Source organism: Pedobacter sp. ok626 (assembly GCF_900100435.1).
GTDB lineage: Bacteria > Bacteroidota > Bacteroidia > Sphingobacteriales > Sphingobacteriaceae > Pedobacter.
Genome location: NZ_FNEX01000001.1, coordinates 581,393 through 596,997 on the forward strand (window position 1 = coordinate 581,393; position 15,605 = coordinate 596,997).

12 protein-coding genes are annotated in these 15,605 nt (G+C 39.2%); 7 read left to right on the plus strand and 5 right to left on the minus strand.

Going from position 1 to position 15,605, the window contains the following annotated elements; all coding sequences use genetic code 11:
* Nucleotides 1-2: 2 nt before the first annotated feature.
* From BLS35_RS02025 to BLS35_RS02035, 3 genes are read left to right on the plus strand one after another with little or no spacing between them, the layout of a single operon-like run.
* Nucleotides 3-695, plus strand: coding sequence for a DUF4843 domain-containing protein (locus BLS35_RS02025; RefSeq protein WP_090777250.1), 693 nt, complete (start codon nucleotides 3-5; stop codon nucleotides 693-695).
* 20 nt (nucleotides 696-715) lie between these two features.
* A complete protein-coding gene (locus BLS35_RS02030) occupies nucleotides 716-2,251 on the plus strand; it encodes a PKD-like family lipoprotein (protein ID WP_165973182.1) in 1,536 nt (511 codons plus the stop codon).
* Nucleotides 2,252-2,282: 31 nt separating this feature from the next.
* Nucleotides 2,283-3,398 carry a TlpA disulfide reductase family protein gene (locus tag BLS35_RS02035; protein WP_090777253.1) on the plus strand — a complete coding sequence of 372 codons (1,116 nt, stop codon included), beginning with the start codon at nucleotides 2,283-2,285 and terminating at the stop codon, nucleotides 3,396-3,398.
* A gap of 91 nt (nucleotides 3,399-3,489) precedes the next feature.
* On the opposite strand, the gene BLS35_RS02040 is transcribed toward BLS35_RS02035, so the two are convergent.
* Genes BLS35_RS02040 through BLS35_RS02055 form a run of 4 tightly spaced genes read right to left on the minus strand, consistent with a single transcriptional unit; the run spans nucleotide 3,490 to nucleotide 9,021 of the window.
* Complete coding sequence (locus tag BLS35_RS02040) at nucleotides 3,490-5,661, minus strand: S9 family peptidase (protein WP_090777255.1); 2,172 nt, start codon at nucleotides 5,659-5,661, stop codon at nucleotides 3,490-3,492.
* 4 nt (nucleotides 5,662-5,665) lie between these two features.
* Nucleotides 5,666-7,531, minus strand: coding sequence for an LTA synthase family protein (locus BLS35_RS02045; protein WP_090777257.1), 1,866 nt, complete (start codon nucleotides 7,529-7,531; stop codon nucleotides 5,666-5,668).
* A gap of 12 nt (nucleotides 7,532-7,543) precedes the next feature.
* On the minus strand, nucleotides 7,544-8,221 hold the full coding sequence (locus BLS35_RS02050; protein ID WP_090777259.1) for a hypothetical protein: 678 nt from the start codon (nucleotides 8,219-8,221) through the stop codon (nucleotides 7,544-7,546).
* Between the two features lie 20 nt (nucleotides 8,222-8,241).
* On the minus strand, nucleotides 8,242-9,021 hold the full coding sequence (locus tag BLS35_RS02055) for an enoyl-CoA hydratase/isomerase family protein (RefSeq protein ID WP_090777261.1): 780 nt from the start codon (nucleotides 9,019-9,021) through the stop codon (nucleotides 8,242-8,244).
* Between the two features lie 89 nt (nucleotides 9,022-9,110).
* Between BLS35_RS02055 and BLS35_RS02060 the strand changes: the two genes are divergently transcribed.
* The 4 genes from BLS35_RS02060 to BLS35_RS02075 are packed head-to-tail and all read left to right on the plus strand — an operon-like array spanning nucleotide 9,111 to nucleotide 15,152.
* Entirely contained in the window at nucleotides 9,111-9,926 is an 816-nt protein-coding gene (locus tag BLS35_RS02060) for a phosphatase PAP2 family protein (RefSeq protein WP_090777263.1), read from the plus strand.
* Nucleotides 9,913-11,178, plus strand: coding sequence for a TolC family protein (locus BLS35_RS02065; RefSeq protein WP_165973181.1), 1,266 nt, complete (start codon nucleotides 9,913-9,915; stop codon nucleotides 11,176-11,178). Before BLS35_RS02060 ends, BLS35_RS02065 begins: the two co-directional genes overlap by 14 nt.
* A gap of 12 nt (nucleotides 11,179-11,190) precedes the next feature.
* Nucleotides 11,191-12,117 carry an efflux RND transporter periplasmic adaptor subunit gene (locus BLS35_RS02070; protein ID WP_090777267.1) on the plus strand — a complete coding sequence of 309 codons (927 nt, stop codon included), beginning with the start codon at nucleotides 11,191-11,193 and terminating at the stop codon, nucleotides 12,115-12,117.
* Complete coding sequence (locus BLS35_RS02075) at nucleotides 12,114-15,152, plus strand: efflux RND transporter permease subunit (protein ID WP_090777269.1); 3,039 nt, start codon at nucleotides 12,114-12,116, stop codon at nucleotides 15,150-15,152. The genes BLS35_RS02070 and BLS35_RS02075 overlap by 4 nt, the downstream gene beginning before the upstream one ends.
* Here the strand turns inward: BLS35_RS02075 and BLS35_RS02080 are convergent.
* The gene (locus BLS35_RS02080) at nucleotides 15,139-15,567 is read right to left on the minus strand and encodes an EamA family transporter (protein ID WP_371328233.1); all 429 of its coding nucleotides are present in this window, start codon (nucleotides 15,565-15,567) and stop codon (nucleotides 15,139-15,141) included. The two genes, BLS35_RS02075 and BLS35_RS02080, sit on opposite strands and share 14 nt — an antisense overlap.
* Between the last annotated feature and the right edge of the window lie 38 nt (nucleotides 15,568-15,605).

The following is a 15,605-nucleotide window of genomic DNA, read 5'->3' on the forward strand; positions in this document are numbered from 1 at the left end:
TTATGAAACTATTAATATATAAAGGCTTAATCCTTTTCGCTGCACTAGTAATATTGGCTTCTTGCAGTAAGGATAAGCAATTGATGTTTAGTGAGATGACATCTGTTTATGTGGAGGCTAGTGTAGATAGTACTGCATATACTTTTGCTACATCTCCGGTGAGTGTAGTAAGTGATACTATAAATATTCCGTTGAGGATTATAGGTACTGCTGCAACAACCGACCGTGAGGTAACTTTTGTCCCAAAGCCGGGAGCGACTGCAAAAGAAGGTTATCATTATAAAATTGGTAAGGTTGTGATCAAAGCAAATGAATTTAGCACCTCCGTTCCTGTGTATGTTTATCGCAAACCTGGTTTAAAGGATAGTGTGGTTAGAGTAGAATTGGAACTGAAGAAAAATGCCGATTTTAATTTGGGCTTTTCAGATCAGCTAAATTATAAGATTACCATTTCCGATATTTTATCGAAACCAACAATATGGGATGCTGCATGGAGTGCATATTTTGGTACTTATTCTAAAGTGAAATTTTTGTTTTTGTTGCAAGTTACTGGAAGGACAGATTGGAACGCTTATCCTTACCCTGCTGACACCCGTTTCATGTCGCAAAGGGCTAAAAACGCTTTGCTAGAGTACAATCAGGCACATGGTGACATGATTGATGAGTTTGGCCAGGTCGTAGTGTTCCCTAATTAATGTTATTTAAAGATCAACAGATGAAAACAATAAATAAAAAGATCTCCGGCATTTTATTGCTAACAGGTATGGTGTTCCTGAGTAGCTGTCATAAAGATAAAAGTACACTGGCCTTAACCGAATTGAATAAGGTAGCTCTTTCTGATCCTAAAACTTTAAATACCCTCAACGCTTTCCAGGGACAGATATTGAATCTTAAACCAACATTATCTCAGTCCTTAAGTGATAAAATGGATCAACTTGAGTTTGAGTGGAGTGTTTATGATAACTCTACAACCAGTTCCTATGTAGTCCCGGAAGCAATCCTTTCTAAGGAATATGAACTGAAATATTTAATAAATGGTGATCCATTTACACTTGGTCAGCACTACCTGCTGCGCTTAACCGTAAAGGATAAATCTACCGGTTTGAAGTCATTCCTAAACTATAACATCCTCATCGGTAATAAATATGGTACAGGTTGGTTAGTGTTAGAAGACAAAGCTGGGAAAGGTGACCTATCGTTTGTATTTACTGATAATTCAGTGGAGCATGGGATTTATTCGGATCGGAACACAACCCCATTGATTGGCCCTAAAAAACTGGAGTTGACACCTTTTGCAATTACTGATGACATTTCCGCTTCTGGAAAACGTTTGTATATTTTGGCTGATAATGGAAGCCAGGAATACAACTACCTCACTATGGTGAAGAAGTTTGACTATGCATTTGAGTTTTTTAGTGCGCCTGCTATTATCAAACCGCAAGTGATGACCTGGACGAGTCCAAGCACTAACAGTGCAAATAGGTCAGGTGGATTGGGAGTTGTAATCAATAATGGCAAAATGCACTCGAACCTGATTGGTGGATTTCCGGGTATAAAAAAATGGGGTGATGTAGCGCTTACTCCAGAAGGAAATACGAATTACAATCTGGCGCCTTTTGCAACGGGTGGTAATAGCTACCCAGCCATTGTTTATGACAATACAGCAAAACGGTTTTATTCTGTAAGGGGATATAGCCCTACACCAATTGCAGGTTCATTGGAAGCCTTTCCTTCAGCGGCAAGTACAGAGTTTGATATGAACAATGTAGGGATGACCATGATCTTTCAGGATTCAGCAGATGTGGTGAAGGAGTTTAATGCGATTATGAAAGATAATAACAATCAAGCCTACCTGTTGAGGTATAAAACGGAGAAAACCGATGCTGCACCACGCATCACCCTTAAGAAGGAGTTGATGAATGCTCCCGGCATTTTAAATTACACTGCTGCATCAGGTTCAACAAGCACCCCTCACATCTACTATGGAAATGCTAACTCGGTTTCGAGGTACGAAACCAGTTCTAATACAGTTGTGGAGACATATACTTTCCCGGCAGCAGAACAGGTGACAAGCATAAAGTATGCTAAGTATACTTCGGGAAGTACCAGTGCCAGATTATTGGTGGCGACCTGGAACGGAACAGAGGGGAAACTGTACTACTTTACGATCACAAACGTAGGTGGTATGGGCTCTTATACCAATGTGTTTAATGGCTTTGGTAAGATCGTAGATCTGGCTTATAAATACTAATCAACTAAAATTTTATATAAAAATTACGAGTATGAAACTAAAAATAATGAAATACAACCTGCTTGCGAAAGTACTTCTAACGGCTTTAAGCCCATTTGCATTATGGAGTACAGTATGCGCGCAGACAGCAGGTCCCTACCAGATAAATGGTCAAATTGAAGGGCTGGGCGATCAAAAAGTATACCTAAGCAGAAGCTATTCTGGTAAAGATCTAACTGACTCTGTAGTGGCACAGAATGGTGTTTTCAGTTTTAAGGGAACTACCCCCGGCACCTTAATATATGGCTTAAGGCTAGGTAAACAATTTATGAGCATTGCAGTACAGCCCAACGAACAGATAAAAGTTGAAGGTACTTTAAGCAAGCTGAATGAGGTGAAAGTAACCGGAGCGAAGGAGCAAAAAGTATGGAAAGAGTGGGGGAAAACCTGGGGCGTAATATCTGGTCGTGCAGGACAGCTTTATAAGGCCCTGGATAGTATTGGTGAAAAAGGAGACCGGACAGCTGTAAATGCTGAATTTGAAAAACTCAGTTTAAGACTAATCGATTCTGTAGAGCATTTTGTTAAAAGACATCCTTCTTCGGCAATTAGCCCATATATTATCACTGATCGTTTTGTGACTTATCCGAATCCTGAAAAGGCGCAGAGCACTTATGCTTTATTAACTGCAGTAAGTAAAAATTCTATTTATGGTAAAGAACTTGGTAATGCCTTAAAGATCGGTGCAAAAACAGGGATAGGTGTAAAACCTGATTTTACATTGCCTGATAAGGATGGTAAACCAATCAAATTATCAGCTTTGAAGGGTAAAGTGGTGCTGGTAGATTTTTGGGCTTCCTGGTGTGGCCCATGTAGAAAAGAGAATCCAAATCTGGTAAAGGCTTATTCGAAGTATCATGATAAAGGATTTGAGATCTTGGGCATTTCTTTGGATGATAAAAAAGACAATTGGTTAAAAGCTATAGACGCTGATAAATTGACCTGGCTACATGCCTCTGATTTAAAAGGCTGGAAAAGTGATTTGGCTCAGGAGTATGGCATCAGGTCTATTCCAATGAACTTCCTGGTAGATGCCAATGGAAAGATCATCGCAAAAGATCTTCGCGGAGAAGAATTGGAAAAGAAGCTTTCAACCGTATTTAAATAAGTATTAAAGTATATAACAACAGCGCCCGGACATGTAATGTGCCCGGGCGCTGTCGTTATATTTATTCCTAAGGGAAAATGCCGCTTTCCTATTATTTACCCCCTGGAGGGCAGTATTGTTGTAAGAATTTGGTGTAAGTGAGCGACAAATGTTCTGACGTGCCTTCACCTTCATTAATACTATGTGTTCTGTTTGGGTACGACATCATCTGGAACATTTTTCTGTTTTTGATCAATTCATTAATCAACATTTCAGCATTCTGATAATGAACATTGTCATCACCCGTTCCATGGATATACAATAAATTTCCTTTCAGGTTTTTAGCATAAGTAACTGGAGAACCTTTTATATAAGCTTCTTTTGTAACCAATGGAGAACCCATATAACGTTCCTGGTAAATATTGTCGTAGGTTAATTGATTACCTACTGCTGCAATGGCAATACCGGTTTTATAAATCTCAGGATACTGGAACATCAGGTTTAGCGTTGATGAACCACCACCGCTCCATCCCCATACTGCAACGCGGTTTTTGTCAATAAATGGCCATTCTATGATCTTTTTAGCAGCCATTGCCTGATCGCGGATATTCAATGTACCTATGTTTTTGTAAATGCTCTTACGCCACTCACGTCCTTTAGGAGCAGGGGCACCTCTGTTTTCAATAGAAATATAAACGTAACCATCTTTAGGCATATCTCCAGCATAAAGCCAGTTTTGACCGGCACCATAAGTGTCAGTAACGGTTTGCGCAGCCGGCTCTCCATAAACATAAAATACAACTGGATATTTTTTGGTCCGATCAAAATTGTCTGGTTTTTTCATCCAGCCATCCAGCTCAATCCCATCTTCTGTTTTTACTTTAAAAAACTCCACCTTGTTTACAGGTGCTTTTGTCCTGCCCAATTGATTGGTAATACTACCAGCCATGGTCAGGGGATTTAAAGTTGTTAGTTTCATCCATTCCGTAATACGAGGTACCAATGCACTTGTATAAGTATGGCGTGCAAATACCCCATTTGGCGAGATTTCGTAAGTATGTGTACCCGGTAAAATAGAAGGGGTAACCATCTCAGGCTTGCCACCACCGCTTAACTTAGTTTTAAATAAGTACTTCTGCGTAGCATTTAAAGGAGAAGCCATATAATACAACAGGTTGTTCTTTTCATCAACCAATGAGTTTTCTATAACGTCAAAATCTCCTTTTGTAATCAAGGTTTGTTTTTTTCCGTCTTTGCTCATTAGATAAGCATGGTGCCATCCGTCTTTCTCGCTCATCCAGATAAAATCTTTTCCTTGATTTACCCACTGCCAGTCTTTTGCTGCATCTATCCAGGCTTTGTCTGTTTCTGTGTAGATGTTATTTGCAGCCCCAGTAGCCGCATTGGCCACAAACAGTTTGCTTACATTTTGCTCCCTGTTCAATTGCTGCAAAATAACCTCATTGGTATTAGGAATCCAATCCATTCTTGGTATATAGTTTTGGACTTTGTCACCAGACACGTTTAACCATTTAGTTTGCGCAGTGGCAATATTAACAATACCTACTTTGCAAGATGAAGGATCTTGTCCAACCTTGGGGTACTCAACAGGAACTGTAAAAGCATAAATAGAATCCGTATTGTTGATCATTAGGAAGTTTCTGATTTTGGTCGCATCAATTTGCCAGTAAGCGATAGATTGTCCATCAGGACTCCATCTAAACCCATCCCTGCAATCAAATTCCTCTTCGTATACCCAGTCAAAGGTTCCGTTGATCATTCTGTCAGTTCCATCGGTTGTTAAGGCTTTAGTCGTCTTAGCCAACAAGTCATCCACGTAAAGGTTATGTTTACTTACATAAGCAACTTTATTGCCATCGGGTGAGAATTTAGCAAACATAAGAGACGAAGCAGGTTTGTCTTTTCCTACTTGTGTAAGCGTATTAGCTTTTAAATCGGCAACAAAATAATCACCTCTGGTTTCATAGCGCCAAACTTTTTTGCTATTGCTATAGATCAGCACTTTTGTACCGTCTTCAGAAAGTTCAAAATCAATTATTCTACCAGGGTTAGTGCCGCTGGAATATAGTAAATCACGACTTACAATGGTCTTACGTTCATTTTGGGGAAGGGAAATAGAAACTAATTCACCATCCATCATCTGATAGTAAGCATTTCCATCTTTTGTCCATTTAAGCTCAGGTTTGTTCTGGGCCTGAGTTTTTCCATAAAAGCCAATCAGTACGACTAATGCCAGGTTAAAAATGATGTTTCTGAAGTTCATTTTATTAAAGTTCTATAAATTGACGATATACATTTTGCAAGTATGCTTTTGCATGATTAAGCGTTTTTGGAGTCTGTGCAGTATCTTTCTCATTGCTGTTATACAAGATCATTTTTCCTACATTATCAAATGTAACACATTGTTGGTTATCAATAAATCCCATTCCATTGTCCCATGTAAAAAATGCGAAAGGTTTGCTGTAGGGATTCAATAGGTTTTTACTCCATTCAAATTGTTTAGTAGGGAGATCTAGTTGAGCCAGTAGGGTAGCCGCGATATCAGTTTGACTGCCGATATTGTTGAATTTGCGCCCCTTAAATTCATCTTTAATTACGTCTCCATAAAATAGCAAAGGGATATGATAGCGTTGCGGTGTAGAAATGTCGTATATGTTTTTAGGATACACGTGACCGTGGTCTGCAACAAATACAAATAGTGTGTTTTTATACCATGGCTGTTTTTTTGCCTCGGTTAAGAAAGCATTGATGCAAGAATCTGTGTAATAAGCTGTGCTTTTAAAGTTGGCAATATTATCGGCCTTGCCAAATTTTGAAGTTCCGGGTAAGTCGAATGGCTCGTGATTGGTTAACGTAAGTGTCGTAGAAAAGAAGGGTTGTTTTGCCTTGTTCAGATCACTTAGCTGTTTTTGAAATACCACCTCATCAAATTTTCCCCACCTGGATCTCATACCGGTACTTTCAAAATTGTGTATATCAATCAGTTTTTGATAATTATGACTTAAAATAAAAGCTTTGTAATTGTCAAACTCTGACTCTCCGCCGTAGTAAAATGAAGTGTTGTAGCCATTTTTATATAAGGACTGAGAAATAGCAGGTATCTTTTGCATTTTCTCTGGCCATTTTACAATACTTCCTGTTCCAAGGGTAGGGAATCCTGCGAGTGTAGCAATTAACCCTTTGTCGGTACGACTTCCAGGCGAATAGATCTGACTAAAAAGTACACCTTTGTTAATGAGGCTATCAAAATGTGGGGTAATACCATCTTCATTGCCCAGGGTTTTGGTCAAGTCGGCCGTAAAGCTTTCAATAATGACCATTACTATATTTGGGCGTTTTGTTTGGAGTATGTTGATTGTAGTGTCCTTTAAGGGGCTATACAAAGCTCTAATGTCTGCTGCCGCCTGTTTGCTATCCATATACTGGTAAGGATTGCTTTTGGTCATTTTAGCGGAAATTATACTTGATATCAGGTTCCACTCCGTGTTTACTGAAGCATGATTTAATACCTGTACTTCCGAGAAGTAGGCTCTGCTTTGCGTAATTGGAGATACACCCACGCCACCTCTGATCAATAGGAAATTTGCGCCCATCAAGGCTACACATAGTAATATTCTAGCCCAAATCGGACTACCTGTAAAGGTTAGCTTCCTATATACCAAATAACGCTGAAGGAAAAGTCCTAATGCCGCAAGCAGGATCAATAAAGATATGGACAAGCCAAGAGGAGAGGAGGCACTGGATGTCATTGCTTCTTTAGGAGACAAAAATGCAAAACCAATCGCCTTTGAGTTCACCTTGCTACCCCATTCCCTGTAAATGTTAAAATTAACAACAGAAAGGATGCTGCATATCAGTATCAAGATGGTGTTGTAAATCGACACCCATTTTAGTTCTATTATTTTTCGGCCGTTTAAAAGCCAATAGATATAACTTAAAAGCGGAATGACGGCAAAATAAGCCGTCATGGATAAGTCTAGAGGTAAAGCATAATAAAACGTTGCTGTTGTTTCTTTGGAGGAAACAGCAGCAAGTTTTTGATGATTGATGAATATAAATATCAGGCGGTCAATAAAAAAGAATAACAGCCAGAATAAGAAGAAGCGGATAAAAAAAAACAGACTTTTTAACATTTTACTATAGGGTTATCGGCCACCCCTCATAGCTTTTAATTCAGCCATAGTTTTTTCTTCGTAGCCTTTTGGAATGTCCAAAGTGAAAGGACCTACTTTTCCTTCTTTTATACTTTTTAGCGTAAGCATTGTTTTATAGCCATCTTGTGTATTGGTGAATTTGATAGCTGTACCTTTTAATTCAGAAAACCCGCGAGGATTGGCACCTACAGGCAGTTTGATCTCTGTTGTAGCCCATAATTCATAATCGGCTCCGTTATTATCTTTATAGGTATATTTTTCGGCATTGTAACCTGCAATGGTTTGCTTTTCGCCAGTTGCTTTAAAATCGCTATATTTCAAGGACCCTGATTGCTCCTCAATCTCTGATTTTGACATTTTTGCTGCATACTGTTTTTGCATCATCGGAATATCTACAAGAACAAGCGCGTTATTGATGGCTCCATCATTAATTATTTTTAACATGGCCATACCCATATCTACCTGCACTTTAGATAGGTTTCCATTAAACTCTACTTTACTTTCTGATGGTAACACTGATGGATCTACAGCTTTTTTCTGTTCATCTGTTAAAAGATATTCAACTCCATAGGTAATTGTTCCTGCGTCAATTGCCTTTTGAGCTTTAGCGATAATCGCAGTTCCTATTAAAATGATTACAAGAACTCCAGTTTTGATAGATTTAAACATATTTTAAATAATAATTTAGTTTACCAGTTAATTTTTTCTTTACTGATGAAGGCAGCAACCCCTTTTCTGAAATCTTCACTTTCCCTTACCCGGGCATTGATTCGCACAGCTTCTGACAAGCTTTTATCCAATTCAGGATTGGTTGTTTGTCCGATGAGCTGCTTTGTAACCATTAACGAATTGGCAGAAGCTTCATTACACAAACTTAATGCAAAATTATTTACATTAAGACTGATATCCTCTTTGTTTGTTACAAAAGTGATCAGGCCGTAGTTTAAAGCCTCTTGTGCGGAGAATAGAGCCCCAGTAAATAATATCTTTTTGGCGATAGTTTCGCTTGTTTTACGCAGTAAAAAGCAGGAAACAATTGCGGGCACAAAGCCAAGCTTTACTTCTGTATAGCCAAAACTGGCCTCGGGTACAGCAAATATAATGTCGCAAACCGTTGCCAAGCCGCATCCACCTGCAATAGCATGGCCTTCTACCTGAGCAATCACTACTTTAGGTAGATAATAAATGGTGGTAAATAAGTTCTTTAGGTTTTCTGAATCAGCAAGATTCTCTTCGTAAGTGTTTTGTTGAAGCTGCTGTAGGTAAGCCAAATCGGCACCCGCACTAAATGTGCTACCATTTGCCTTTAAGATAATCACCTTAACTTCGTCATCCGCCGAAGCCTTAACAAATGCAACAGTTAGTTGAGCAACGAGTTCGGGGTTTAACGCATTGCGCTTTTCCGGACGGTTAATAGAGATGGTAGCTATACGCTGGCTTAACGAGTATAAAACCAAAGGTTCAGTCATACAAATATTCAGTTATTCTGACCAAATATAAGATAAGCTTCAGATTTTCTCCACAATTGGGATATAACTTAGTCTTAAACTTTATAGTTATGCGCGCTTTTAGTCATTGTACAGTGTACCGAAAATTATTTATTGTACTAATTTGTTTGTGTTTACCCGGTCTTTGTATCGCACAGACTGGAAATGCGCAAGATACTTTAAGGGTACAAACAGCAAAGGGATATAAATACAATCCTGTTGCTACGGAGTATAAACCTGGTATTGTGCCTTTTATTGTTCCAGCGTCATTTATAGGTTATGGTTTAGTATCTCTGATGGGAAATAATGTGGTGCGGCGACTGGATTATTCAACTAAAGATGAATTACAGGAGGACCATCCTCTATTTGCAGCACATGCGGATAATTATCTACAATTTGCGCCCGCTGTAGCTGTTTATGGGTTAAACCTGGTTGGTATAAAAGGACAGCATTCTTTGTTGGATGCTACCGGTTTGTATTTATTGTCTTCTTCCATTACAGGTGGTACCGTCCTCATTTTAAAGTCGGCAACTCATAGGGAACGACCGAATGGAGCCGGGTTTAATTCATTTCCTTCAGGTCATACAGCCAATGCATTTGCAGCCGCAGAATTTTTAAGGCAAGAATACAGAGATGTTTCACCTTGGTATGGTATTGCCGGGTACGCCGTTGCCACTGCTACTGGGACACTTAGGATGTATAACAATAAACACTGGTTTAGTGATGTTGTAGCAGGTGCAGGCTTCGGTATTATATCCACTAAGGTTGCCTATTTTGTTTATCCAAAATTGAAAAAACTGCTTTTGGGCAAGGGGGCAATGAATTATAATGTTGTACCATCATATCAGGAACATAGTTTTGGACTCTCTTTTAATGGAACATTTTAGAAAAAGAAGATTCGTAATTGTTTTATGCTTGAGCTTTTTTACTTTAGGAAGCCATGCCCAGCGCTCGGTAAAGGAAACCGCAGACCTGAATTTTTTCATTCATCAGGCGTTGACATCAAGTCCGCTCAGTAACGATTATAAAAACCAATTACTGATGAATAAAATTGATAGTCTAAGGTGGAGAGCAGGCTATCTGCCACAAGTAACCACTAGTTCTACCGGTTTATATGCACCTATAATTAATGGTTATGGCTATGACGTGGCATTGAGTAATGAACATACACTTGATGCATTGGTCAGTCTGAATTATAATCTGATCAGTAAAGGTTCGAAGGATAACAAGTTACAGCAGATACTTTTACAGAGAGACTCCATCCATTATGTCTCAAAGCTCTCAGAATTGGATTTGAAAAAAGCCATAACTGATCAGTACATCACAGCCTATGCTAGTCAGCAGCAGGTTGATTTTAATAGTGATGTTTATGCCCTTTTGGCCAGGGAAGAGGTTTTATTGAAAGAACTTACCCGCTCAAATACTTACCGGCAGACCGAATATCTTGCTTTTCTGGTTAGCCTAAAACAACAGCAGCTGCAATGGAAGCAGGCCGAACTTCAGTTTAAAAATGATTATGGTGTATTAAATTACTTATCGGGTATTAATGATACAAGTGCAGTGAAACTAATGGAGCCTTTAATTGCAATTGATGAAGATGGGCCGCAACAAGGGAATTTCTTTATTAAACGTTTCCAAATTGATAGTCTTAAAACTTTAAATGCGCGTCAGGCTGTGGATTTTAGCTATAAACCAAGAACAAGTCTGTATGTAAATGGAGGTTACAACTCTTCTTTTATGCTTCAGCCATATAAAAATTTTGGTACGAGTGTAGGCTTTACAGTCTCTGTTCCGCTTTACGATGGACATCAAAAAAAAATGCAGTACGATAGGCTTAACTTGCAATTGCAAACCAGCTCCGCCTATCGAACTTACTTCAGTGCACAGCAAAAGCAACAAATCGATTTACTTAGGCAGCAAATTGCTGCTACTGATGGTTTATACCAACAAATTAAGGATCAAATCAAAATTATCAGCGGTCTTATTGATGTTGATCGTAAGCTGCTGCATACTGGAAATGTTAAGATTGCTGATTTTGTAATTGCCATCAATAATTACATGGTGGCACAAAATCTATTCAGACAAACCAATATTAACCGTTTACGACTCATCAATCAGCTCAATTACTGGAATAGATAATCTCGAAGGTTTATGAAGAAGGAGAATTTGACTAAATATTTATGTCTGTTAATTGCAGTGACCTTAAGTGCTTGTCATGGAGCCGATTCTGCCGAAGATCCTATTGCACCTGTAACCCCAGTTTTGGTGACTTACATAACTAACGGCCCACTTTCTGAGTCTACAGAACTAAATGCTGTATCTGCTTATTTGCAAAAGAGTTTTGTTAAAGCAAATATGAACGGTTATGTGCAATCTGTCCACACACAAGTGGGGCAGCAGGTTGCTGGGAATGAGTTGTTGTTTAGCCTGATGACTAAAGAAGCAAGAGCTATTGGGAATGCAGTTAATCAACTTGATCCGGCATTTAAGTTTTCAGGGACATCGGACATCAGGGCTGGTCAGGCAGGCTTTATCACTGAGGTCAGTCATCAGAAAGGAGATTATGTTCAGGATGGCGAAGCCTTAGCTGTAATCATCAATAAAAACAGCTTTGTGTTTTTGCTTGATTTACCTTATGAAGAACGAGCATTAATAGCCAGTAACAAAGCGCTTGAACTTACTTTACCTGATGGAGAAAAACTGAAAGGAACAATTAGTGGCACTTTGCCTGTAGTGGATTCTGTTTCCCAAACACAAAAAGTGATCATTAAAGTGAAGGTTTCACATCCAATTCCTGAAGGCTTGATTGCCAGGGTCAATATCATTAAGGTAGCAAAGGCAAATGCGAGTATGTTGCCAAAATCAGCTGTGTTAACGAACGAGACTGAGGATGAGTTTTGGGTGATGAAGCTAATTAATGATTCTACAGCGATAAAAGTTCCGGTTAAGCGAGGCCTTGAAAATAAAGATAAGATTGAGGTTTTAAGCCCTGTGTTTAATGTTAGGGACCGCATTGTTATGACGGGGAATTATGGTATGACGGATACAGCAAGGGTTAAAGTCGTAAAACAGTTATGAAGAATTTTTTTATATCGCACCGAAACCCCTTATTGGTGGTACTTATTTTGGTGCTTTTGGGAGGTGTTTATTCTTATCATCAGCTAAAGACAGCTCTTTTTCCTGAGATTACCTTTCCTAAAATAAAGATCATTGCTGAAGCCGAGCTTCAACCAGTGGATAAGATGGTGTTTACAGTTACGCGGCCACTGGAGAACGCAATTAAGCAGGTGCCAGATTTAAAACTAATCAGAAGTGTAACCAGTAGGGGGAGTTGTGAACTATCAGCTTATATGAATAGTGGAGCGGATATTGATCTTAGCCAGCAAAGAATTGAGGCACATATACAAACAATTAAAAGTGCTTTACCACCGGGGGTAAATTTGTCTGTTGAAAAAATGAATCCCTCTATATTGCCTGTAAGTGGCTATAGCCTAGAGAGTCATGTCAAGTCGCCTATTGAACTCAAGCAGTTGGCTACTTATACGGTAAAGCCTTTTTTATCCCAGGTAGATGGGGTTTCTGAAATTAGAGTGATTGGCGGAAAAAGCAAAGAATACTGGTTGGAGCTTGATCTTCAAAAGATGACTACTTTGTCTATTTCGCCGGATCAGTTGAGCAACATGCTTGCGCAAACGAATTTTATCAAGTCTAATGGATACCTTTCTGACCATAATTATCTATACCTGTCCATTACAGATGCAACGGTTAAAAGCAAGGGAGATCTGGAAGAATTGATCGTTAGTAAAACTGGTAACCGGATCGTTAGGGTAAAAGATATTGCTAAGGTTAAAATAGAGGAGGGGGTAGCTTATACTCGCATCAATGCGAATGGAAAAGATGGGATCTTAATTGCGGTAATTAAGCAGCCAAATGCCAATTTAGTCGATTTGTCTGCACAAATGGAGACCAAGGTAGCTGAGCTTCAAAAAATTCTTCCATCCGGTGTATACATAAAGCCCTATTATGTACAGGCTGATTTTGTAAATGAATCTGTTAAAAGTGTTCGGGATAGTTTATTGATTGGTCTCGTATTAGCCATTATTGTAGCGGTTGTTTTTTTGCGATCCTTAAAGGCCAGTACAACCATTTTAATTACTATACCGGTAACACTTTGCTTAAGTATCATTGTCCTCTATTTTGTTGGGTACTCTTTAAATATTATGACACTTGGTGCTATTGCTGCGGCTATAGGTCTAATTATCGATGATGCCATTGTTGTGGTGGAGCAGATTCACCGAACGCATGAAGAGCATCCAGAAGAGCCAACGGTAAATCTGTTGAAAAAAGCAGTAGATTATCTTTTTCCTGCAATGTTGGGCTCTTCTATCAGCACTATCGTAATATTTGTTCCTTTTGTGCTGATGACTGGGGTAGCTGGGGCTTACTTTCAAGTGATGACCAATACCATGATCATTACGTTGGTTTGCTCTTTCTTTGTAACCTGGATAGGTTTACCGATTATTTATTTGTTGCTTACTCGAAATGCAGGTACAAATTCTATAAGTAAAAAGAATAGTGGACATCCGGTTAAAAAACAGGAATGGATCCGGTATTTTATTCAGCGCCCTTATATCAGTATAATCGGTATGCTGTTCCTTGTCGTTGCTATCGTAATCGTTTTTCCGCTTTTGGAGACTGGTTTTTTGCCTGAAATGGATGAAGGGAGTATTGTGCTGGATTATAGCTCGCCGCCGGGAACCTCATTATCTGAAACAGATAGGATGCTGCAGGGGGTAGAGAAAGAGCTGGTTAAAATACCAGAAGTACAAGCTTATTCGAGAAGAACGGGGACACAAATGGGCTTTTTTATAACGGAGCCGAATACTGGTGATTATCTGATTCAACTAAAACCCAATAGGAGTAAAACTACGGATGAGGTGATTGCTGAGATCAGGCGTAAAATAGAAAGCAGTCAACCCGCCTTAAAAGTAGATTTTGGACAGGTTATTGGAGATATGCTGGGCGATCTGATGAGTTCTACACAGCCTGTAGAGGTAAAAATATTTGGTAATGATCAATTTGCGCTGGAGGCTTTATCCAGAAAAGTAGCGGATGTGTTGAGAAAAGTAAACGGTACAGCAGACGTATTTGATGGAATTGTTTTGTCGGGGCCAACGGTTAGTATACAACCAAACTTTTCGGAGCTTGCACAGTATGGAATTACCCCTGCAAGTTTCCAGTCTCAAATTCAACTGGCCTTGGAGGGGAATGTAATAGCTGAGTTGTATGATCAGCAACAATTGTCTCCAATTCGTATCATTTATCCGGGAAGTAGGCAATTCGCAATTGCGAACATCAATGAGCTTAAAATATTTCTGCCCTCAGGAAAGGCGATACCGATTGGCAATTTAGCTAAAATAGAACTTAAGACAGGAAGCGCGGAAGTAGAAAGAGAGAACTTGCAGTCTATCGGTGTAGTTACTGCACGTTTAGATAATAGAGACTTAGGGAGTGTAATGAAAGATGTTAAGCAAGAGGTGGGGGCACAAATAGCTTTGCCATCGGGCTATCACATTACATACGGGGGCGCTTACGCCGAACAACAGCAATCATTTAAAGAGTTATTGATGATCCTGATTACTTCGAGTTTATTGGTGTTTAGCGTGATTCTGTTCTTGTTTAAGGATTTCAAAATTGCTTTTTTGATTTTGCTTATTGCAGTTTTGGGCATTTCGGGTAGTTATCTGGCTTTATTCATTACCAATACGGCATTAAATGTGGGAAGTTATACAGGATTGATTATGATTGTTGGAATCATAGCCGAAAACGCGGTGTTTACTTTTTTGCAATTTAAAGAGTCTGTGCATGAAAATGATGTCGATGAAGCCATTACTTATGCCATATCCACCCGGCTTAGGCCTAAATTGATGACTGCATTAGGAGCGATCATTGCTTTGTTTCCATTGGCATTAGGCATAGGGGCCGGTGCTCAATTGCATCAGCCGCTTGCTATAGCTGTAATTGGTGGCTTTATAGTTGCGCTTCCATTGTTGTTAATCATTTTGCCAAGTATGATCAGGAAGCTGTATCAAAAATCGGTTATTGAAAGATGAGGATTATAGTTCCACCCGTGATGAGCAAAACGGCTATAGCGGTTTTCAAAGTTAGGGGTTCGCCTAAAAATACAACGGATAATAAGATAGCTATCGCTACACTGGCCTTATCTACTGGTGCTACCTGTGATACTTTTCCTAATTGTAGTGCTTTGAAATAAAAGATCCAGGAGAGGCCTGTGGCGAGACCGGAAAGAATAAGGAAAGTCCAGTTCTGTCTCGTTAGGCCGGAAATTCCCTGTTGGTCATTTCTGAACAATACAATTGCCCATGCTAAAAGTAAAATGATGACCGTCCTTATAGCTGTTGCCAGGTTGGAATCAATTCCTTTAATCCCTAATTTGGCTAAAACAGCGGTAAGGGCGGCGAAAAAGGCTGATAGTAAAGCATAAATCCACCACATCTTTTTTTGAATGAATTTAGGTAAATTAAGTGATATATTTAACCAAAACG